The 21,674-nt window shown below is 59.1% G+C and carries 19 protein-coding genes; 3 read left to right on the top strand and 16 right to left on the bottom strand.

Annotation, left to right across the window (positions count from 1 at the left end; translation table 11 throughout):
• Position 1 precedes the first annotated feature (1 nt).
• The 12 genes from nuoC to C9383_RS24985 all read right to left on the bottom strand — a co-directional run bounded on the left by nuoC (position 2) and on the right by C9383_RS24985 (position 14,241).
• Positions 2-1,786, bottom strand: coding sequence for an NADH-quinone oxidoreductase subunit C/D (gene nuoC, locus C9383_RS25045; protein ID WP_060755666.1), 1,785 nt, complete (start codon positions 1,784-1,786; stop codon positions 2-4).
• A 72-nt stretch (positions 1,787-1,858) separates the two neighbouring features.
• Positions 1,859-2,533 (bottom strand): NuoB/complex I 20 kDa subunit family protein, encoded by a 675-nt coding sequence (locus C9383_RS25040; RefSeq protein WP_060755665.1) that lies wholly within the window; start codon positions 2,531-2,533, stop codon positions 1,859-1,861.
• A gap of 10 nt (positions 2,534-2,543) precedes the next feature.
• Positions 2,544-2,957 carry an NADH-quinone oxidoreductase subunit A gene (locus C9383_RS25035; protein ID WP_003219575.1) on the bottom strand — a complete coding sequence of 138 codons (414 nt, stop codon included), beginning with the start codon at positions 2,955-2,957 and terminating at the stop codon, positions 2,544-2,546.
• A gap of 654 nt (positions 2,958-3,611) precedes the next feature.
• Positions 3,612-4,937, bottom strand: a complete 1,326-nt coding sequence (aceA, locus tag C9383_RS25030) for an isocitrate lyase (RefSeq protein ID WP_060755664.1) — start codon at positions 4,935-4,937, stop codon at positions 3,612-3,614.
• 495 nt (positions 4,938-5,432) lie between these two features.
• The gene (locus C9383_RS25020; protein ID WP_090370261.1) at positions 5,433-6,170 is read right to left on the bottom strand and encodes a secretin N-terminal domain-containing protein; all 738 of its coding nucleotides are present in this window, start codon (positions 6,168-6,170) and stop codon (positions 5,433-5,435) included.
• A 229-nt stretch (positions 6,171-6,399) separates the two neighbouring features.
• Positions 6,400-6,822 carry a GNAT family N-acetyltransferase gene (locus C9383_RS25015; RefSeq protein WP_060755662.1) on the bottom strand — a complete coding sequence of 141 codons (423 nt, stop codon included), beginning with the start codon at positions 6,820-6,822 and terminating at the stop codon, positions 6,400-6,402.
• Complete coding sequence (locus C9383_RS25010; protein ID WP_090370263.1) at positions 6,815-7,981, bottom strand: ribosomal protein uL16 3-hydroxylase; 1,167 nt, start codon at positions 7,979-7,981, stop codon at positions 6,815-6,817. The genes C9383_RS25015 and C9383_RS25010 overlap by 8 nt, the downstream gene beginning before the upstream one ends.
• An 84-nt stretch (positions 7,982-8,065) precedes the next feature.
• On the bottom strand, positions 8,066-9,436 hold the full coding sequence (purB, locus tag C9383_RS25005) for an adenylosuccinate lyase (RefSeq protein WP_010209589.1): 1,371 nt from the start codon (positions 9,434-9,436) through the stop codon (positions 8,066-8,068).
• Between the two features lie 123 nt (positions 9,437-9,559).
• Complete coding sequence (gene hflD, locus C9383_RS25000; protein WP_046068637.1) at positions 9,560-10,183, bottom strand: high frequency lysogenization protein HflD; 624 nt, start codon at positions 10,181-10,183, stop codon at positions 9,560-9,562.
• Positions 10,180-11,304 (bottom strand): tRNA 2-thiouridine(34) synthase MnmA, encoded by a 1,125-nt coding sequence (gene mnmA, locus C9383_RS24995; RefSeq protein WP_090370265.1) that lies wholly within the window; start codon positions 11,302-11,304, stop codon positions 10,180-10,182. Before mnmA ends, hflD begins: the two co-directional genes overlap by 4 nt.
• Positions 11,305-11,363: 59 nt before the next feature.
• Positions 11,364-11,810, bottom strand: coding sequence for an NUDIX hydrolase (locus C9383_RS24990; protein WP_090370268.1), 447 nt, complete (start codon positions 11,808-11,810; stop codon positions 11,364-11,366).
• Positions 11,811-12,015: 205 nt separating this feature from the next.
• On the bottom strand, positions 12,016-14,241 hold the full coding sequence (locus tag C9383_RS24985) for an NADP-dependent isocitrate dehydrogenase (RefSeq protein WP_060755658.1): 2,226 nt from the start codon (positions 14,239-14,241) through the stop codon (positions 12,016-12,018).
• 495 nt (positions 14,242-14,736) lie between these two features.
• On the opposite strand from C9383_RS24985, the gene icd reads away from it, so the two are divergent.
• Positions 14,737-15,993: an NADP-dependent isocitrate dehydrogenase gene (icd, locus tag C9383_RS24980; protein WP_090372371.1), complete on the top strand. Its 1,257-nt coding sequence runs from the start codon at positions 14,737-14,739 to the stop codon at positions 15,991-15,993.
• A 76-nt stretch (positions 15,994-16,069) separates the two neighbouring features.
• Here icd and cspD read toward each other — a convergent pair whose 3' ends face one another.
• A complete protein-coding gene (gene cspD / locus C9383_RS24975; RefSeq protein ID WP_162843526.1) occupies positions 16,070-16,336 on the bottom strand; it encodes a cold shock domain-containing protein CspD in 267 nt (88 codons plus the stop codon).
• 224 nt (positions 16,337-16,560) lie between these two features.
• Here cspD and clpS point away from each other — a divergent pair, with 224 nt between their 5' ends.
• Positions 16,561-16,929 (top strand): ATP-dependent Clp protease adapter ClpS, encoded by a 369-nt coding sequence (clpS, locus tag C9383_RS24970; protein WP_060755656.1) that lies wholly within the window; start codon positions 16,561-16,563, stop codon positions 16,927-16,929.
• A gap of 29 nt (positions 16,930-16,958) precedes the next feature.
• A complete protein-coding gene (gene clpA, locus C9383_RS24965) occupies positions 16,959-19,229 on the top strand; it encodes an ATP-dependent Clp protease ATP-binding subunit ClpA (RefSeq protein ID WP_060755655.1) in 2,271 nt (756 codons plus the stop codon).
• 193 nt (positions 19,230-19,422) lie between these two features.
• On the opposite strand, the gene infA is transcribed toward clpA, so the two are convergent.
• The 3 genes from infA to aat form a co-directional block, all read right to left on the bottom strand.
• Complete coding sequence (gene infA / locus C9383_RS24960; RefSeq protein ID WP_002553999.1) at positions 19,423-19,641, bottom strand: translation initiation factor IF-1; 219 nt, start codon at positions 19,639-19,641, stop codon at positions 19,423-19,425.
• 100 nt (positions 19,642-19,741) lie between these two features.
• On the bottom strand, positions 19,742-20,449 hold the full coding sequence (locus C9383_RS24955) for an arginyltransferase (protein WP_090370270.1): 708 nt from the start codon (positions 20,447-20,449) through the stop codon (positions 19,742-19,744).
• Between the two features lie 56 nt (positions 20,450-20,505).
• Positions 20,506-21,186, bottom strand: a complete 681-nt coding sequence (aat, locus tag C9383_RS24950) for a leucyl/phenylalanyl-tRNA--protein transferase (RefSeq protein ID WP_090370272.1) — start codon at positions 21,184-21,186, stop codon at positions 20,506-20,508.
• Positions 21,187-21,674 lie beyond the last annotated feature (488 nt).

The following is a 21,674-nucleotide window of genomic DNA, read 5'->3' as shown; positions in this document are numbered from 1 at the left end:
CTTAGCGGTCCACGTCGGCCATAACGAAATCGATACTACCCAGGTACGCAATCAAGTCCGCGACCATCTCGCCTTTGATCACCGAAGGGATCTGCTGCAAGTGGGCGAAGCTCGGGGTACGGATCCGGGTGCGGTAGCTCATGGTGCCGCCATCGCTCGTCAGGTAATAACTGTTGATACCCTTGGTCGCTTCGATCATCTGGAAGGATTCGTTGGCCGGCATGACCGGGCCCCACGAAACCTGCAGGAAGTGCGTGATCAGGGTTTCGATGTGCTGCAGCGTGCGCTCTTTCGGCGGCGGCGTGGTCAGCGGGTGGTCCGCCTTGTACGGGCCTGCCGGCATGTTGCGCATGCACTGCTCGATGATCTTCAGGCTCTGGCGCATTTCTTCGACGCGCACGATGCAACGGTCGTAGGCATCGCCATTGGCCCCCAGCGGTACTTCGAATTCGAAGTTCTCGTAGCCGGAGTACGGGCGCGCTTTACGCAGGTCGAAATCGCAGCCGGTGGAACGCAGGCCGGCACCGGTGACGCCCCATTCCAGGGCCTCTTTGGTGTTGTACTGGGCGACGCCGATGGTGCGGCCCTTGAGGATGCTGTTGTCCAGCGCAGCCTTTTGGTACTCGTCCAGACGCTTGGGCATCCACTCGACGAATTCCTTGACCAGGCGCTCCCAGCCGTTCGGCAGGTCGTGGGCAACACCGCCGATGCGATACCAGGCCGGGTGCAGGCGGAAACCGGTGACGGCTTCGATGACCTTGTAGGCGCGCTGGCGGTCGGTAAAGGTGAAGAACACCGGGGTCATGGCACCGACGTCCTGGATATAAGTACCCAGAAACAGCAGGTGGCTGGTGATTCGGAAGAACTCGGCCATCATGATGCGGATGGTGTCGACGCGGTCCGGCACCTTGATGCCGGCCAGCTTCTCGACCGACAGCACGTACGGCAGGTTGTTCATCACGCCGCCGAGGTAGTCGATACGGTCGGTGTACGGGATGAAACTGTGCCACGACTGGCGTTCAGCCATCTTCTCGGCACCGCGGTGGTGGTAGCCGATGTCCGGCACGCAGTCGACGATTTCTTCGCCGTCCAGTTGCAGGATGATACGGAAGGCACCGTGCGCCGAAGGGTGGTTCGGGCCCAGGTTGAGGAACATGTAGTCCTCGTTGGTGCCGGAACGCTTCATGCCCCAGTCTTCCGGACGGAAGCGGGCAGCCTCTTCTTCAAGCTGTTGCTTGGCCAGGTTGAGGCTGAACGGGTCGAATTCGGTCGCGCGGGCAGGGAAGTCCTTGCGCAGCGGGTGACCTTCCCAGGTCGGCGGCATCATGATGCGCGACAGGTGCGGGTGGCCCGGGAAGTCGATGCCGAACATGTCCCAGACTTCACGCTCGTACCAGCTGGCGTTCGGCCAGATACCGGTTACGGTCGGGATGCTCAGGTCAGTTTCAGACAGCGCGACCTTGATCATCACATCGCTGTTACGTTCCAGCGACATCAGGTGGTAGAACACGGTGAAATCGGCGCCGCTCGGCAGCCCTTGGCGCTTGGTGCGCAGGCGCTCGTCCACGCCATGCAGGTCATAGAGCATGACGTACGGCTTGGGCAGGTTGCGCAGGAAGGTCAGGACTTCGACGAGCTTGGCACGCGCCACCCACAGCACCGGCATGCCGGTGCGCGTGGCCTGGGCGGTGAAGGCGTCAGGGCCGAAACGGTTGTTGAGTTCGACGACCACATCCTGGTCGTCTGCCTTGTAAGGCGGGATATACAGAGCACTGCCTGTAGTCATGGTTTTTTATCGCTTTCGGTCAACGTAAAGAATGAAGCCAGGTTTTCGTTCTATAAAAGAAGCGGTGCTGGATCAGACTTCGTCAGGGCTGCGCAGGTTGGTGACTGCGATTCGCTGTTCGCGGCGCTGTTCCTTTTGAGACGGCATCTCGGCGCGATAAACGCCTTGTTCACCGACGACCCAGGACAGTGGGCGACGCTCCTTGCCGATCGATTCCTGCAATAGCATCAAGCCTTGCAGGAACGCTTCAGGGCGAGGCGGGCAGCCAGGCACGTAGACGTCCACGGGCAGGAACTTGTCCACCCCCTGGACAACGGAGTAGATGTCGTACATGCCACCGGAGTTGGCGCACGAACCCATGGAGATAACCCATTTCGGTTCGAGCATTTGCTCGTAGAGACGCTGGATGATCGGCGCCATCTTGATGAAGCAGGTGCCGGCGATAACCATGAAGTCCGCCTGGCGCGGCGATGCCCGGATAACTTCGGCGCCGAAGCGCGCGATGTCGTGGGGCGCCGTGAAGGCGGTGGTCATTTCCACGTAGCAGCACGAAAGACCGAAGTTGTACGGCCACAGGGAGTTCTTACGCCCCCAGTTGACCGCGCCACTCAGCACGTCTTCCAGCTTGCCCATGTAGATATTTTTGTGGACTTGGTCTTCTAACGGGTCGGAAACGGTTTCCCGTTCGCCGATGGGGTACTGCTCGTTAGGAGCATCCGGGTCGATCCTGGTGAGATTGTATTGCATCGCCAAAGCCTCATTGTTTCAGCTTCGCTTGCCGCTTACGACGAGCTTCCGGAGCCCAGTCAAGGGCGCCCACTCGGAATAGGTAGACAAGGCCTGCCAACAGAATTGCTATGAAAACGAGGGCTTCGACGAATCCGGTCCAGCCGCTTTCGCGGACGGACACAGACCAGGCAAAGAGAAAGAGGGCTTCGATATCGAAGATCACGAACAGCATCGCGACCAGATAGAATTTGGCTGAGAGCCGCAAGCGGGCGCCACCTGTAGGCAGCATGCCGGACTCGAACGGTTCATTCTTGCTGCGGCCCCAGGCTTTTGACCCGAGGAGGCTGGAAACACCGAGCATGAAGGCGCAAAGGCCGACAACACCGAGGAGGAAAATGGCAAAGCCCCAGTTGTGGGCCATGAGTCCTGTCGCTTCGGTCATGCTGGAAATCCTTAACAGAGAGCAAAGGTCTCTGAGCTCGAAAAAGTAACGATGCAGTGACGATATGTCGCACTGCAATCAATCGCGGTGATTTTATGGCTAAACACCGGGCAAGTAAAATTCCGATAGCGAAATTATTCGATGGAATAAGCACATAGTGCACCTTTGTGGGGCTGTAGCCCTTGCGGGGCGGGGATTAGCCGGCTTTTCACCAATTATGTTTTGTTTTAGCTGTAAAGAAGTTCTCATGCTCTAAATGATAATGAATATTGTTTGGGTGGGTTTTAAGCGGATGTTTGTGGTGGGGGCGCAGAAGTTGCCGTTACTTGCTTGAGTGCCGCTTAGTTGCCTGAACGGATCCTTATAACCGACCAGGCTTGCGCAGATACCGCCCTGGATCAATGTTTTGCGCAAAATCCTCAGAAAGCCTGCGTTCCCTGTGGGAGGGGGCTTGCTCCCGATTGCGCTGGATCAGCCTCAGAAGTGTCGGCTGACACACCGCCATCGGGAGCAAGCCCCCTCCCACAATGTGATCTTCATGGTGTCGGGAGGGGGGGCAGGCAAAAAAAACGCCCCGAACCAGTCGGGGCGTGATTGTTTTGCGGCATTGCGGTTAGGTCTTCCATGCGGCCGCAATGGCCGTTTGCTCGGTGCTTAGTGGAACTGCTCTTCTTCGGTCGAACCGGTCAGTGCGGTCACGGACGAGGTGCCGCCCTGGATCACGGTAGTCATGTCGTCGAAGTAGCCGGTGCCCACTTCCTGCTGGTGCGCCACGAAGGTGTAGCCTTTGGCGGCGTCAGCGAACTCCTGCTCCTGCAGCTTCACGTAGGCGGTCATGTCGTTGCGGGCGTAGTCGTGCGCCAGGTTGAACATGCTGTGCCACATGTTGTGAATGCCGGCCAGAGTGATGAACTGGTGCTTGTAGCCCATGGCTGACAGTTCGCGCTGGAACTTGGCGATGGTCGCGTCGTCCAGGTTCTTCTTCCAGTTGAAAGAAGGCGAGCAGTTGTAGGACAGCAGTTGGTCCGGGTATTCCTTCTTGATCGCTTCGGCGAAACGACGGGCTTCTTCCAGGTCAGGCTTGGCGGTTTCGCACCAGATCAGGTCCGCATACGGCGCATAGGCCAGGCCGCGGGCAATGGCCTGGTCGAGGCCGGCGCGTACTTTGTAGAAGCCTTCCTGGGTGCGCTCGCCAGTGACGAACGGCTTGTCGTACGGGTCGCAGTCCGAGGTCAGCAAGTCGGCGGCGTTGGCATCGGTGCGCGCCAGGATGATGGTTGGCGTGCCGGCGACGTCAGCGGCCAGGCGCGCAGCGGTCAGCTTCTGCACAGCTTCCTGGGTCGGTACCAACACCTTGCCACCCATGTGGCCGCATTTCTTCACCGAAGCCAGCTGATCTTCGAAGTGCACGCCGGCAGCGCCGGCCTCGATCATGCTCTTCATCAGCTCGTAGGCGTTCAGTACGCCGCCGAAACCGGCTTCAGCGTCGGCCACGATCGGTGCGAAGTAGTCGATGTAGCCTTCGTCGCCCGGGTTCTTGCCGGCTTTCCACTGGATCTGGTCGGCACGACGGAACGAGTTGTTGATGCGCTTGACCACGGTCGGCACCGAATCCACCGGGTACAGCGATTGGTCGGGGTACATGGATTCAGCGGAGTTGTTGTCCGCTGCCACTTGCCAGCCGGACAGGTAGATCGCCTGGATACCGGCTTTTACCTGTTGGACTGCCTGGCCGCCAGTGAGGGCGCCCATGCAGTTGACGAAATCTTTGTCGGGACGGAAGGAAGGCTTGGCACCTTGGGTGACCAGCTTCCACAGCTTCTCGGCGCCGAGTTTTGCAAAGGTGTGCTCAGGTTGAACCGAGCCACGCAGGCGGACGACGTCAGCAGCGGAATAAGCGCGGGTTACGCCTTTCCAGCGTGGGTTTTCAGCCCAGTCTTTTTCAAGGGCTGCAATTTGCTGTTCGCGTGTCAGTGCCATGGGGAAAAACCTCGTCGCATAGGTCTAGGTGGAAAATTCCATTTGCCAGCCACGTAGTAAGTGCGTGGTTTTGGCTGCTCGCTGACCAGAAGCTCAGGTGGTCAAGCCGGGCTTGGCGGGGAAGGCGACGGGATGAACGATTGGCTCAAGGATGGAGTTGAGCAGGTAGGGGCAAACTGCGAACGGTCTTCGGGCGTCGTGGGCCTTGGTACGATCCATCAGTGTGTAGCCGGGTTACCTGGTTGGCTTCCGTCCCTCGGGACAACTTCGTTCCAGTCGCAACCTCGTCAAACACACCTTGTGGGCGGTACAGACACGAATCGGCTCGGGTGGGTAGCTTGGAGCGGCGATCCGAAGGCCCTTGCCAGGGCCCCTGATTAGCGGGAGCGAGGCCATCATGCCCAGGCTTTTTTCGATCGTCAAATGTTTTGTAGTGCTTTTTTTAAAGCACTACATCTTTGGTCTAATACGACTCATCAGTCAGTTTCCGGTGCTTCAGTTCAGGGTGTCGACCTTGACCCGTAAAGTCAGGTCATCGCGGCCCTGGGTAGAGTAGCTGCGGGTTGTGGAGGATTTGTCGGCCTGGGTCTCGCGATTGATACCGGCCAGGGGGATCCACTCGCCCAGGCGCCCGCTGACGGTTGTGTCGGTGCTCTGGACGTTCACTACATCGGGACGTTCCTGGCTCATGCGGTCACGGTTGGTACTGATGCTCAGGTGTACGGTCTCGCCTGTGACGCTGGCGGTGACGTAAAAGCCCTGGGTGACGTTGCGATACTGGGTCTGGTTTTGCAGGCGGCCGTAGCTGTCTTGCTGGGTGGTGGTCAGCGGAACGCTCTGACCGACCTGGATCAATGCGGGCACGCCTTCGCTCGCCTGGATCTGCTGGACACCGCCGTCGCGGCTGGCAGTGCCGTAGCTGATGATGCGAGTCTGGCTGTCGCCAGTGTTTTGCTGATTGTTTTCGTTGGTATCGACGGTGATCAGCAGGCGTTTGGCGGGCGTGTCCAATTGCGCGAGCAGTGCGCGCAGGTCCTGGATCTTGCCGGGGTCGGCCTTGACGATAAGCTGGTTACCGTAGGCGCTGACGCTGCCGTCCTTGCCGATGAAATTCTGCGCCACGGGCAGGAGGTCGGCGCTGGTGCGATTGCTCAGGTTGACGACTTCGGTGTCGGCCACGGCCGGGGCGCTGGCGGCCAGGAGGAGTGCGATGAGCAGGGTGCGTAGGGACATGTCCGTTATCTCTGCGAGTCAATTAGGCGTGATAGTGCCAGTTTGTCGGCCCGGCAGGCCGCAAATTGAATCGTAGACGGCAAATGCCCTGGCAGGGCAGGGTATTGCTGGTGTTGCTGAAATAGCTATCGGGAGCAAGCCCCCTCCCACATTTTGACCGCGCTCCGAAGAATGACTCGGTCAAGTGTGGGAGGGGGCTTGCTCCCGATGGCAGCGACTCGATCCTGAATCAGCCCTCACGCACCATATCAACATGCGGAATTCCGACTTCCAGGAATTCTTCGCTGACGATCTTGAAGCCCAGCCGCTCATAGAACGGCGCGGCATAGACCTGTGCGCTGAGGAACTGCTTGCGCTGGCCGCGTTGCTCGGCCGCACCGATCACGGCTTCCATCAGCTTGTCGCCGACTTTAAGTCCGCGCCAGTCCTTGAGCACCGATACGCGCCCGATTTCGCCGCTGGGCAGCAGGCGGGCGGTACCGATCGGAAAGTCGCCTTCGAATGCCAGGAAATGCACCGCGCCGGCGTCGTCGGCGTCCCATTCAAGCTCGGGTGGAACCGATTGTTCGGCGATAAATACCGCTTCACGAATGCGCCGAATCTCAGCGATATCCTTTTGCCAGTCCGCGACACTTACGTGAATCTTATTCATCGGCAAACCCCAGGCTTCCTTGCTTGACCAGTTCGCACAGCAGGTCGCGACCGTCTTCGTCGGCGAGCCATTCGCCGAGGTTTTCGCTGTGCAGTGCGTCAGCCGAGCACACCAGCTTCAGCAGTTCGCGCAGTTTACCCGGCAGGTAACGGCTCTGGCCGCTGGCAAACAGCAGCACATCGTCGTCGACTTCGGACCAGGCCAGGCGCGCACTCGGGTTGCGTACCAAAATCGCACCGTCTTGAAGGGCGTTGATAAAGTCATCTTCACCCAAGTCCTCACCGGCTACCAGTTCCGGGTAGCGTGGCTCGGTCATGAACTGGCCGAACCAGGTCAGCAGCATGCGCTCGTCGCTCATGTGCTCGGCCAACAGGCTCTTGAGGCGGTCCAGCGCGTCGCCCTGGATCTGGTGCGGGTCGCTGGCCGGTTGGGCGTCGGCATCGGTGTAGCGCTCTTCGTCAGTCAGGTATTGGCTGAGGAAGTCGGTGAAGTGGGTCAGCACTTCGGCGGCGCTCGGGGCGCGGAAGCCGACGGAATAGGTCATGCAGTCATCTTCGGCAATGCCGAAATGCGCCAGGCGGGGTGGCAGGTAGAGCATGTCGCCCGGCTCCAGTACCCATTCGGCGCTCTCTTCGAATTCGGCGAGGATGCGCAGGTCGGCGTGTTGCAACAGCGCGCTTTCGGAGCTGCACATCTGGCCGATCTTCCAGTTGCGCTTGCCTTGGGCTTGCAGCAGGAACACGTCGTAGTTATCGAAATGCGGGCCTACGCTGCCTCCCGGTGCAGCAAAGCTGATCATCACATCGTCGATGCGCCAGCTTGGCAGGAAACGGAATTGCTCCAGCAGCTCGGCCACTTCCGGCACGAACTGGTCCACGGCCTGCACCAGCAGGGTCCATTCGCGTTCAGGCAAGGTGCTGAAAGCATCTTCGGCGAACGGGCCACGACGCAGCTCCCACGGGCGTTCACCGTGTTCGATCACCAGGCGCGACTCGACTTCTTCTTCCAGGGCCAGGCCGGCCAGTTCGTCGGCGTCGATCGGGCTTTCGAAATCTGGGATGGCCTGGCGGATCAGCAGCGGCTTTTTCTGCCAGTAGTCGCGCAGGAATTCCCGTGCTGTGATGCCGCCCAAAAGTTGAAGAGGGATATCAGGATTCATGTGTAACCTATTGAAAAAAAGCACTTTTCAGACTGGAATAAAAACGCCCGGCGCGGCCGGGCGTCTCAAAGGGTCTTGCGATGATCAGATGCGCTTGGCTTGCTCTACAGCGTTGCCGATGTAGTTGGCCGGAGTGAGCAGTTTCAGCTCGGCCTTGGCGGCGGCAGGCATGTCCAGGCCGTCGATGAAAGTTTGCAGCGCTTCGGGGCTGATGCCCTTGCCGCGCGTCAATTCCTTGAGCTTCTCGTAAGGGTTTTCGATGTTGTAGCGGCGCATCACGGTCTGGATTGGCTCGGCCAGGACTTCCCAGCAAGCATCCAGGTCGGCCGCAATTTTCTGCTCGTTGAGTTCCAGCTTGCTGATGCCCTTGAGGCTGGCTTCGTACGCGATCACGCTGTGTGCGAAACCCACGCCGAGGTTGCGCAGCACGGTAGAGTCGGTCAGGTCGCGCTGCCAGCGGGAGATTGGCAACTTGCTGGCCAGGTGCTGGAACAGGGCGTTGGCGATGCCGAGGTTGCCTTCGGAGTTTTCGAAGTCGATCGGGTTGACCTTGTGCGGCATGGTCGACGAACCGATTTCACCGGCAATGGTGCGCTGCTTGAAGTAGCCCAGGGAGATGTAGCCCCAGATATCGCGATCGAAGTCGATCAGGATGGTGTTAAAGCGTGCAATCGCGTCGAACAGCTCGGCGATGTAGTCGTGCGGCTCGATCTGCGTGGTGTAAGGGTTGAAACCCAGGCCCAGCTCGTCTTCGATGAAGGCGCGGGCATTGGCTTCCCAGTCGATCTCAGGGTAGGCCGACAGGTGGGCGTTGTAGTTGCCTACGGCGCCGTTGATCTTGCCCAGCAACGGTACGGCCGCCACTTGAGCGATCTGGCGCTCCAGGCGGTACACCACGTTGGCCAGTTCTTTGCCCAGGGTGGTCGGCGAAGCCGGTTGGCCGTGGGTACGCGACAGCATCGGCACGTCGGCAAAGCGGATGGCCAGTTCGCGGATGGCGTTGGCGGTCTGGCGCATCAGCGGCAGCATTACGTCATCACGGCCTTCGCGCAGCATCAGGGCGTGGGACAGGTTGTTGATGTCCTCGCTGGTGCAGGCAAAGTGGATGAATTCGCTGACCTGGGCCAGTTCCGGCAGCTTGGCCGCTTGCTCTTTGAGCAAGTACTCGATGGCTTTTACGTCGTGGTTGGTGGTGCGCTCGATCTCTTTGACACGCTCGGCGTGCTCCAGGGAGAAGTTTTCCGCCAGGGTGTTCAATACAGCGTTGGCTTCGGCGGAAAACGCCGGCACTTCGCTGATGGCGGGGTGAGCGGCCAGGCGCTGGAGCCAGCGCACTTCAACCAGAACGCGAGCACGGATCAAACCGTATTCGCTGAAAATCGGGCGCAGGGCCTGGGTTTTGCCGGCGTAGCGGCCGTCAACAGGGGAAACCGCAGTGAGCGAAGAGAGCTGCATGGGGTGTTCTCGGACAGTCGGGCAACGAAATGGGGCGCGTATCATACATGAAAAAATCCGCCGGTCCGTCGCCAACTGACCGGCGTATTACGCGTAATGCTTCAAAACTGGGGTTGCTGCGACTTATTCGTTGCGCATCAACGGGTAAAGCTCTTTGAGCAATTTGCGCCGGCTGATCACCAATTGCCAACGATGACCGCCCAATTGGCGCCACAGCCGCGCCGAACGAATACCGGCCAGGAGCAGGGCGCGGATCTTCGAGGCGTTGTTCGGCTGCTGCAGGTTGCGCATGTCGCCGTGCACCTGGATGCGCTGACGCAATGTGCTCAAGGTGTCCTGGTACAGCGCGCCACAGGCCGCGATCACGTTTTCGTGGGCCGGGCCGAAGTGTTCCACCTGGGACTGGATCTGCGGCAAGCGTTTGCCGATGGTTTCCAGCATGTCGTCGCGCTTGGCCAATTGGCGCTCCAGGCCCAGCATCGACAGGGCGTAGCGCAGCGGTTCGCGTTGCAGGGTGCTGGGGTCGCGTTCCAGGGCGCCGATCAGTGCGCGATAACCTTCACGCAGCGCCAGGTCATCGCCGCCGTAGACCTCCAGGGTATCCTTTGGGTCGCGGATCAGCAGGCTGCCAAGCATGCAGGTCAGCCCGGCCTCGGTGACCTGGCCGGTCTTGGCGATCTTGTCCACCAGTACCGCGGCGAGGAAAACCCCGCCCAGTGCCGTCAATTGCTCCTGGGTCGGGCTCATGCCGGGCTGCTCCAGGCTTCGGCGACTTCAATCACGCCACCGCCCAGGCAGATTTCACCGTCATAGAAGACGACGGACTGGCCGGGGGTGACTGCGCGCTGCGGGTCATCGAAGGTGGCGCGATAGCCGTTGGCGGTTTTTTCCAGGGTGCAGGGCTGGTCGCTCTGGCGATAGCGCACCTTGGCCGTCAGGCGGCGCGGGGTGCTCAGGTCGATCGGGTTGACCCAGTAGATCTCGGAGGCCAGCAAGGCGCCGGAGAACAGCAGCGGGTGCTCATTGCCCTGGCCAACGATCAGTTCGTTGTGTTCCAGGTCCTTGACCAGCACGTACCACGGCTCTTCCCCGGCATCTTTCAGCCCGCCGATGCCCAGGCCCTGGCGCTGGCCGATGGTGTGGTACATCAGGCCGTGGTGGCGGCCGATCACTTCACCGTCGGTGGTCTTGATCTCGCCCGGTTGCGCCGGCAGGTATTGCTTGAGGAAGTCGCTGAAGCGGCGCTCACCGATAAAGCAGATGCCGGTGGAGTCCTTCTTCTTGGCAGTGGCCAGGCCGTGTTTCTCGGCGATCTTGCGCACTTCTGGTTTTTCCAGCTCGCCCACCGGGAACAGGGTCTTGGCGATCTGTTCGCCGCCGACGGCGTGCAGGAAGTAGCTCTGGTCCTTGTTCGGGTCCAGGCCCTTGAGCAGTTCGGTGCGGCCATCGATATCGCGGCGGCGCACGTAGTGGCCAGTGGCGATCAGGTCGGCGCCGAGCATCATGGCGTAGTCGAGGAACGCCTTGAACTTGATTTCACGGTTGCACAGGATGTCCGGGTTCGGCGTGCGGCCGGCCTTGTATTCGGCCAGGAAGTGCTCGAACACGTTGTCCCAGTACTCGGCGGCGAAGTTGGCGGTGTGCAGCTTGATGCCGATCTTGTCGCACACGGCCTGGGCGTCCGCCAGGTCGTCCATGGCGGTGCAATATTCCGTGCCATCGTCTTCTTCCCAGTTCTTCATGAACAGGCCTTCCACCTCATAACCCTGCTCCATGAGCAGAACGGCGGAAACGGAAGAGTCCACGCCGCCGGACATGCCGACGATGACGCGCTTCTTTGGTGTGTCAGAAGGGGCTGGATCACGCATAGGGTTTCAACGGGTGTCTTGAAAAAGGACGCGATTCTAACAGGCTAGCGCGCGCAAGGCTAAAGGGAAGGGCGGATCAATTCGAGACTGTGGCGCTGTCCGGCCAGATAATCATCGATGCAGCGGATGATCAACTCGCTGCGCCAGTCGTCGCGCAAGGCCATCAGCTCGTCGCGGGTCAGCCAGCGGGCGCGGAGGATGCCTTCGTCGAGTGAATAGTCCGGGTGATGTTTGAGTGCCTTGGCGATGAAGCAGACCCGTTGATAGGTCACACCATTGCTGGGGGCAGTGTACAGGTAGATCCCGACAATGCCGGTGGCTTCGACGTCCCAGCCGGTTTCTTCGAGGGTTTCGCGGATGGCGGCCTCGGTCAGGCTCTCATGCGGGTCGAGGTGACCGGCGGGCTGGTTGAGCACGGCGCGGCCGCCTTTGAGCTCTTCGACCATGAGGAAGCGGCCGTTGTCTTCGACGATGGTGGCGACGGTGATGTGGGGTTGCCAGGTCATGGGAGGCCTCTCGATTCAGAGTGTGGCTCGATCAGTGTGGGAGGGGGCTTGCTCGCGATGGCGGTAGGTCAGTCAATGAGTCTGTTGACTGATACTCCGCCATCGGGAGCAAGCCCCCTCCCACACAGAGATTGTGTTTCTTCAGTTAAACGCTGGAAACAGAAACCCCGGCACGGGGCCGGGGCTTCTTTGCATCCTTACAACCTTACTTCAACTTGGCAATCGCCGCGTTGAGGGTGTTGCTTGGGCGCATGGCTTTGCTGGTCAGTTCTGGGTTCGGCGCGTAGTAGCCGCCGATATCCACTGGCTTGCCCTGTACTGCGTTGAGCTCGGCAACGATGGTTGCTTCGTTCTCGGCCAGGGTTTTTGCCAGTTCGCCAAACTGCGCTTGCAGTGCAGCGTCTTCGGTCTGGGCGGCCAGGGCTTGTGCCCAGTACAGCGCCAGGTAGAAGTGGCTGCCACGGTTGTCGATGTTGCCGACTTTGCGTGATGGCGACTTGTTGTTGTCGAGGAACTGGCCGGTGGCCTGGTCCAGGGTCTTGGACAATACCAGGGCTTTCGGGTTGTTGTATGTCACACCCAAATGCTCAAGCGAGGCGGCCAGGGCCAGGAATTCGCCCAGGGAGTCCCAGCGCAGGAAGTTTTCTTCCAGCAGTTGCTGCACGTGTTTTGGTGCCGAGCCGCCGGCGCCGGTTTCGAACAGGCCGCCGCCATTCATCAGCGGCACGATCGACAGCATCTTGGCGCTGGTGCCCAGTTCCATGATCGGGAACAGGTCGGTCAGGTAGTCGCGCAGTACGTTGCCGGTCACCGAGATGGTGTCCAGGCCCTTGCGGGTACGCTCCAGGGTGAACTTCATCGCGTCGACCGGCGACATGATGCGGATGTCCAGGCCTTCGGTGTTGTGGTCTTTCAGGTAAGCCTGAACTTTCTCGACCACGACGCCGTCGTGTGCACGCTTGGGGTCCAGCCAGAAGATTGCCGGGGTATTGCTGGCACGGGCGCGGTTGACGGCGAGCTTGACCCAATCCTGGATCGGCGCGTCTTTGGTCTGGCACATGCGGAAGATATCGCCGGCCTCGACTTTCTGTTCCATCAGCAGGTTGCCCTTGCTGTCGGTGACGCGAACCACGCCGTCAGCCTTGATCTGGAAGGTCTTGTCGTGGGAGCCGTACTCTTCGGCTTTATTCGCCATCAGGCCAACGTTCGGCACGCTGCCCATGGTGGTCGGGTCGAAGGCGCCATTGGCCTTGCAGTCTTCGATGACGGCCTGGTAGATGGTGGCGTAGCAGCGATCCGGGATCACTGCCTTGGTGTCGTGCAGTTGACCGTCGGTGCCCCACATCTTGCCGGAGTCGCGGATCATGGCCGGCATCGAGGCGTCGACGATCACGTCGCTTGGTACGTGCAGGTTGGTGATGCCTTTGTCGGAGTTGACCATCGCCAGGGAAGGGCGAGCGGCGTAGACCGCCTGAATGTCCGCTTCGATCTGGGCTTGCTGGTCGGCCGGCAGGGTCTTGATGCGGGCGTACAGGTCGCCGATGCCGTTGTTCAGGTTGAAGCCGATCTGCTCGAGCACGGTGGCGTGCTTGGCCAGGGCGTCTTTATAGAACTCGGCAACGATCTGGCCGAACATGATCGGGTCGGAGACCTTCATCATGGTGGCTTTGAGGTGAACCGACAGCAGCACGCCTTGTTTCTTGGCGTCTTCGATTTCGGCGGCGATGAACGAGCGCAGGGCGCTTTTGCTCATCACGGCGGTGTCGATGATCTCGCCGGCTTGCACATTGGTCTTTTCTTTCAGGACGGTGGTGGTGCCGTCTTGAGCAACCAGCGCGATTTTGACGGCGTCAGCGGCCTCGATCTGTACGGCTTTTTCGCTGCCGTAGAAGTCGCCGTTGCTCATGTGCGCAACGTGGGACTTGGAGTCGGCAGCCCAGGCGCCCATTTTGTGCGGGTGCTTGCGTGCGTAGTTCTTGACCGACAGGGGTGCGCGGCGATCGGAGTTGCCTTCGCGCAGGACCGGGTTCACGGCGCTGCCCTTGACCTTGTCGTAACGTGCGCGGGTTTCTTTTTCCGCGTCGGTGGTTACGGTTTCCGGGTAGTCCGGCAAGGCATAGCCCTGGGCCTGCAGTTCCTTGATCGCGGCTTGCAGCTGCGGGGTCGAGGCGCTGATGTTAGGCAGCTTGATGATGTTGGCTTCAGGCGTAACGGCCAGGGCGCCCAGTTCGGCGAGGTGGTCCGGGACGGCCTTGGTGCCCAGTTGCTCGGGGAAGCTTGCCAGGATGCGCGCGGCCAGGGAGATGTCGCGGGTTTCCACGGCAATATCAGCGGAAGCGGTGAAGGCCTCTACGATAGGCAGCAGTGAATAGGTGGCGAGGGCAGGGGCTTCGTCGGTGAAGGTGTAGATGATCTTCGAGCGGGTGGGCATATTCGGATTAACTCTCTTCTTTGCTGAAAGCGTGCGCAGAAACTCGAGATGCGCCGGGTGGAGCGCGTTCGTTCAAAGCCATCCATGAGCGAAATGTCGAGGTTTCTTCGCGGTGATGTTGGGTTGCATCAGTCGAGCGTCAAGCGGGTGGACTATTGTAATAGTCCTGCTTTGCGAGCCGAGGGCACCTGTTCCAGAGCGGTCGGCTGTCGTGACTCTTGGGTCAGCGGCGGCATTATACATAGGTCGCTATGCTTACGCCGAGCCTTCATACAAAAGGTGTGTCGTCCATTGGTCTAAAGGTCGCAGGTACCGCGTTGCGACCTAAGTCGCATGATGTGCTCAAGATTGGCGATTTTGCCTTTTGTTTCAAGCTTGTAGGCGACTAAATATGCTGTTTTCGATGCAAATGAGCGTGGCGTGAGGTTTCAGTCGTCATTTATCTGGAGTAGGCTCGAACGCAGCCAGATGTTCAATCCAAAGATGGAGTTCAGCATGGGATACAAGAAGATTCAGGTTCCGGCAGCCGGCGACAAAATCACCGTCAATGCAGACCATTCTCTCAATGTTCCTGATAACCCGATCATCCCCTACATCGAAGGCGACGGCATTGGTGTCGATATCAGCCCGGTGATGATCAAGGTTGTCGATGCAGCTGTTCAAAAGGCGTACGGCGGCAAGCGCAAAATCTCCTGGATGGAGGTTTATGCCGGCGAAAAAGCAACTCAAGTCTACGACCAGGACACCTGGCTGCCCCAGGAAACCCTGGATGCAGTCAAGGATTACGTGGTGTCCATCAAAGGCCCGCTCACCACGCCGGTCGGTGGCGGCATCCGTTCGTTGAACGTGGCCCTGCGTCAGCAACTTGACCTCTATGTATGCCTGCGTCCGGTGCGCTGGTTTGAGGGTGTACCGAGCCCGGTCAAGAAGCCGGGAGATGTGGACATGACCATCTTCCGCGAAAACTCCGAAGACATTTACGCGGGGATCGAGTGGAAAGCCGGTTCCCCGGAAGCGATCAAGGTGATCAAGTTCCTGAAGGAAGAAATGGGCGTCACCAAGATTCGTTTCGATCAGGATTGTGGGATTGGCGTCAAGCCGGTCTCCAGGGAAGGCACCCGGCGCCTGGCGCGCAAGGCCCTGCAATATGTGGTGGATAACGACCGCGATTCGCTGACCATCGTGCACAAAGGCAACATCATGAAATTCACTGAGGGGGCCTTCAAGGAGTGGGCCTACGAAGTGGCGGCTGAAGAATTCGGCGCAACCTTGCTGGATGGTGGTCCCTGGATGCAGTTCAAGAACCCCAAGACCGGCAAGAATGTAGTGGTCAAGGATGCCATTGCCGACGCCATGCTCCAGCAGATCCTGTTGCGCCCGGCTGAATATGACGTGATCGCCACGCTCAACCTGAACGGCGACTACCTCTCCGACGCATTGGCGGCCGAAGTGGGTGGTATCGGCATTGCCCCGGGGGCCAACCTGTCCGACACCGTGGCGATGTTCGAGGCGACCCACGGTACGGCGCCCAAGTATGCGGGCAAGGACCAGGTCAACCCGGGCTCGCTGATCCTCTCGGCAGAGATGATGCTGCGCCACATGGGCTGGACCGAAGCGGCTGACCTGATCATCAAGGGCACCAACGGCGCCATTTCGGCGAAGACCGTGACCTACGACTTCGAGCGGCTGATGGGCGGCGCAAAACTCGTATCGTCATCGGGTTTTGGTGAGGCGCTGATTTCGCATATGTAAGAAGAGGTAAAAAAACGGCCACTCCAAATTGATTGGGATGGCCGTTTTTTATCGCTGCTCACACGCTCGTGGTCGTTCAGACCGTTAATTTCTTTTCTTTTTGAGCGGTGGGGGTGGCGGTTTTTGTGCTGGCGTCAGCCGCAACTGCACAGATGTTCACGGCGTGCAGCCCTTTCGGTCCCTGAATGATCTCAAAGCTCACCGCTTGGCCCGCTTTCAGTGTTTTATAACCATCCATTTTAATTGCCGAGTAATGCGCAAAAAGGTCTTCGTCCTTGTCGTCTTCAATGATGAAGCCGAAACCCTTGGCATTGTTGAACCACTTGACCTTACCGCTAGTCATGCCCATATCCCTCTGCACCAGACTCCATCACTGGAGTATCATCCAGTTTATCCGTCCTAACCCGAATAAATAAGGTTGACTGCGCGGACCTTTTTTACCCAATGTGGGTTCTATTGGTTGTATCACCGATTTTCCGATAGTCAAGGCGACCAATCGGTCAGAGTTGAAATTCTGGCAGGGCGCCCCCACCACTGTATTTGAACCACTGACGAACCTTTCTTTCCATGCATGCAAATAGCCAGATTCGACTAACATTCAATCAGGATCGCCCGGATCAGGAACATGACGAGGACGGCTCTGCAGGCATTGCTGTTCAGGAGGCCAAGCCTGCTCTACAGGCGCCGCCCATGTACAAGGTGGTTTTGTTTAATGATGACTACACACCGATGGATTTCGTCGTCGAAGTGCTCGAGGTGTTTTTTAACCTGAACCGCGAGTTGGCGACCAAGGTAATGCTGGCCGTTCACACAGAAGGACGGGCAGTATGTGGAGTGTTTACCCGCGACATCGCCGAGACAAAGGCCATGCAGGTCAACCAGTACGCCAGGGAAAGCCAGCATCCGCTACTCTGTGAAATCGAGAAGGACGGTTAACGCCGACCACTTGGGTATGAGGTGAAGCTATGTTAAACCGCGAGCTCGAAGTCACCCTCAATCTTGCCTTCAAGGAGGCTCGCTCGAAACGTCATGAGTTCATGACCGTCGAGCACCTGCTGCTGGCACTTTTGGATAATGAAGCTGCCGCCACCGTTCTGCGTGCGTGCGGCGCCAACCTCGACAAACTCAAGCATGACCTGCAGGAGTTTATCGACTCCACCACGCCACTGATCCCCGTGCATGACGAGGACCGTGAAACCCAGCCGACCCTGGGCTTTCAGCGGGTATTGCAGCGTGCTGTTTTCCACGTACAGAGCTCCGGTAAGCGTGAAGTCACAGGCGCCAATGTGCTTGTGGCGATTTTCAGCGAGCAGGAAAGCCAGGCAGTGTTCCTGCTCAAGCAGCAGAGCGTTGCCCGTATTGATGTCGTCAACTACATCGCCCACGGTATCTCCAAAGTGCCTGGGCACGGCGATCATTCCGAAGGTGAGCAGGATATGCAGGACGACGAGGGCGGTGAGTCTTCTTCTTCAAGCAACCCGCTGGATGCCTATGCCAGCAACCTCAATGAGCTGGCGCGCCAGGGGCGGATCGATCCGCTGGTGGGGCGTGAGCTGGAGGTTGAGCGTGTAGCGCAGATCCTTGCGCGTCGTCGCAAGAACAATCCGTTGCTGGTCGGCGAGGCCGGCGTGGGTAAAACCGCGATTGCCGAAGGCCTGGCCAAGCGCATCGTCGATAACCAGGTGCCTGACCTGCTGGCCAACAGCGTCGTCTACTCCCTGGACCTGGGGGCATTGCTCGCCGGGACCAAATACCGTGGCGACTTCGAGAAGCGTTTCAAGGCGCTGCTCGGCGAACTGAAAAAACGCCCGCAGGCAATCCTGTTCATTGATGAAATCCACACCATCATTGGTGCTGGTGCGGCATCCGGTGGCGTGATGGATGCGTCCAACCTGCTCAAGCCGTTGCTTTCGTCGGGTGATATCCGTTGCATCGGCTCGACGACGTTCCAGGAATTTCGCGGCATCTTCGAAAAAGACCGCGCGCTCGCACGCCGCTTCCAGAAAGTTGACGTGTCCGAGCCGTCGGTTGAAGACACCATCGGCATTCTGCGCGGCCTCAAGGGGCGTTTCGAGGCGCACCACGGCATCGAGTATACCGATGAGGCGCTGCGTTCGGCGGCTGAGCTGGCGTCGCGTTATATCAACGACCGGCACATGCCCGACAAGGCTATCGATGTGATCGACGAGGCGGGTGCCTTTCAGCGCCTGCAGCCGGTCGAGAAACGTGTGAAACGCATCGACGTGCCTCAGGTTGAGGATATCGTGGCGAAAATCGCACGGATTCCGCCAAAACACGTCACCAGCTCCGATAAAGAGCTGCTGCGTAACCTGGAGCGCGACCTCAAGCTGACGGTGTTCGGTCAGGATGCGGCCATCGACTCGTTGTCCACGGCGATCAAGCTGTCCCGTGCGGGGCTCAAGTCACCGGACAAGCCGGTAGGTTCGTTCCTGTTCGCCGGCCCTACCGGCGTCGGCAAGACCGAAGCGGCGCGGCAGTTGGCCAAGGCCATGGGCATTGAGCTGGTGCGTTTCGACATGTCCGAATACATGGAGCGTCACACTGTGTCGCGCCTGATCGGTGCGCCTCCGGGCTATGTCGGTTTCGACCAGGGCGGCCTGTTGACTGAGGCGATCACCAAGCAGCCGCATTGCGTATTGCTGCTCGACGAAATCGAGAAGGCCCACCCGGAAGTCTTCAACCTGCTGTTGCAGGTCATGGATCACGGGACCCTGACCGACAACAATGGGCGCAAGGCGGACTTCCGCAATGTGATTGTGATCATGACCACCAACGCCGGTGCCGAAACGGCTGCGCGGGCTTCGATCGGTTTCAGCCATCAGGATCATTCTTCCGATGCCATGGAAGTGATCAAGAAGAGCTTTACACCGGAGTTCCGCAACCGCCTGGACACCATTATCCAGTTTGGTCGCCTCAGCCATGAGGTCATCAAGAGTGTGGTGGACAAGTTCCTCACCGAGCTTCAGGCGCAGCTGGAAGACAAGCGCGTGCAGCTGGATGTCACGGACGCGGCGCGCAATTGGCTGGCCGAAGGTGGCTACGACGCGGCAATGGGCGCTCGCCCAATGGCTCGTCTGATCCAGGACAAGATCAAGCGGCCGTTGGCTGAAGAAATCCTGTTCGGCGAATTGTCCGACCATGGTGGCGTGGTGCATATCGATCTGAAGGACGGCGAATTGACCTTCGAGTTCGAAACCACGGCTGAAATGGCCTGACAGTTTACTGCAGCAGCGCAAAAGCACCTTGTGGGAGGGGGCTTGCTCCCGATAGCGGTGGTTCAGCAACAGATTGGTTGCCTGGTCCATTGTTATCGGGAGCAAGCCCCCTCCCACATGGGTTTTGTGATCTCGGCAAAACTCTATGCAAACAAAAACGCCCGGCATAACCGGGCGTTTTGTATTGACTAGCTTAGCGAGCGCGGTAAGTGATGCGCCCTTTGCTCAAGTCATAGGGCGTCAGCTCGACGCGCACTTTGTCACCGGTAAGAATACGAATGTAGTTCTTGCGCATCTTGCCGGAGATATGCGCGGTTACGACGTGCCCATTTTCCAACTCCACGCGAAACATGGTGTTGGGCAGGGTGTCGACGACAGTGCCTTCCATTTCGAAGCTGTCTTCTTTCGACATGCAGTAAAGCCCTCGGTGTCCAGTGAATGGCCCGGTGCAACTGCGCCAGGCAAAAGCGGCGTGCATTGTGCCCGAAAAAGGGTGTTCCCGCCAAGGGGTTCTAGTTAAGCGTGACCCATCTTTGATTAATCAGCAGCTCAATCGGCCGATATTGGGTCTTATAATTCATCTTTTTGCAGTTTTTTATCCAGTACCCGAGGTACAACGCCTCCAGTTCCAGGCGCAAGGCTTCGCCGATTTGCCACAGGATCGCGAAGCGCCCCAGGCTGCGGCGATCTTCGCCTGGCTCATAGAAGGTGTAGACCGCCGACAGGCCGTTGGGCAGCAGATCGGTTACGGCCACGGCCAGCAGGCGGCCATCCAGGCGGAATTCATAGAAACGCGAGAAGGGCAGGTCACGCACCAGGAACGTGGAAAATTGATCGCGGCTGGGCGGAAACATATCGCCATCGGCGTGGCGTTGCTCGATGTAGCGCTGGTAAAGGTCGAAATATTCTTCGGTATAGCGTGGCGTGGTGGCCTTTACCGACAGGTCGGCATTGCGCTTGAGGATGCGCTTCTGATTGCGGTCGGGTAAAAACTGCGCAACCGGGATGCGCGCCGGTACGCAAGCATTGCAGTTCTGGCAATGAGGTCGGTACAGGTGGTCGCCGCTGCGTCGAAAGCCCATTTCCGATAAATCGGCGTACACATGCACATCCATGGGCTGGCTGGGGTCGAGGAACAGCGTGGTGGCCTGCTCATCGGGCAGATAGCTGCAAGAGTGAGCTTGAGTGGCATAAAACTTCAAGCGCGCCAGCTCGGTCATGATCAACCCTCGGGATAAGCTTTGAAATAAGTGTAAGCCAGGTGCGAGGAAGTCGCCTAGGAAACCCACGGGCCAGTGCTGGGTTGATCCAGATGGTTGCGCAGGAAGGCTGCAAATTCGCTGCGCGGTATGGCACGGGCGCCCAGGCTGTGCAGGTGGTTGTTGGGCATCTGGCAGTCGATCAGTACAAAACCCCAGGCCTGCAATTGCCGGGTGAGTGTTGCAAAGCCGACTTTCGAAGCGTTATCGGCGCGGCTGAACATGGATTCGCCGAAGAACAGTTGGCCCATGGCCAGGCCGTACAGGCCGCCGACCAGTGTGCCGTCGTCCCATACCTCTACCGAATGCGCGATCCCGCGCTGATGCAGCGCCAGGTAGGCGCTTTGTATGCCCTCGGTGATCCAGGTGCCGTCGGCGTAGGCTCTAGGCGCCGCGCAGGCCCGGATGACGGCTGCGAAGTCCTGGTCGAAGGTCACGCTGTAGCGCTGTTGGCGCAGCAGCTTTTCGAGGCTGCGAGAAACATGCAGCTCGTCAGGGAATATGACCGTGCGCGGATCCGGCGACCACCAGAGAATCGGCTGGCCTTCCGAGAACCAGGGGAAGCACCCGTGGCGATAAGCCTGGATCAGCCGTTCGGCCGACAGGTCGCCACCGGCGGCCAGTAGGCCATTGGGTTCGCGCATGGCCTTGGCCAGCGGCGGAAATGTGAGGGAGTCGCGTTGCAACCAGGTCAGCATGGCATCCAGGCTTACGGTAGGGGAGGGGAGTGGCAGGCCGTGCGCCTGCCGCGCAAGGGGGGATTATTATCGACGCAGCGCTGCGGGGCCAGCCCGAATCGGGCGTTGGCGTGGTTTGGCGTAAGCGGGTGTTTCTGCAACTCTGTGCGTGAGGTGTGGTCGTAATCGGGTCTGAGCCCTGCAGGCCAATTGCCAAGCTTGCCTGGATTAATAAAAACACCTCATAAGCCTTTGTCAGCAAAGACAATGCGTGCTCAAATTGAACATGCCGTGACACTTGGATTGGCGGTGCCGCTCGGCGACGGGCAAGGGCGTGGCATCAAGCACACAAACCCGTACAATGCGGGCATTGTGGCGTTATCGCCGTTTCATCCAGCCACCGCTCGGTGTTAAAAGTAGATTCAACGACGTTCGTTCATTTTTCAGCTGCTCGGATTGGGCAGTATTTACAGTTATTCAACAGATGGACGCGCTTAAGCGCAGGAATA

The sequence above is a fragment of the Pseudomonas palleroniana genome, assembly GCF_003031675.1.
Classification (GTDB): domain Bacteria; phylum Pseudomonadota; class Gammaproteobacteria; order Pseudomonadales; family Pseudomonadaceae; genus Aquipseudomonas; species Aquipseudomonas palleroniana.
This window is presented reverse-complemented; position numbering and strand designations above follow the sequence as displayed.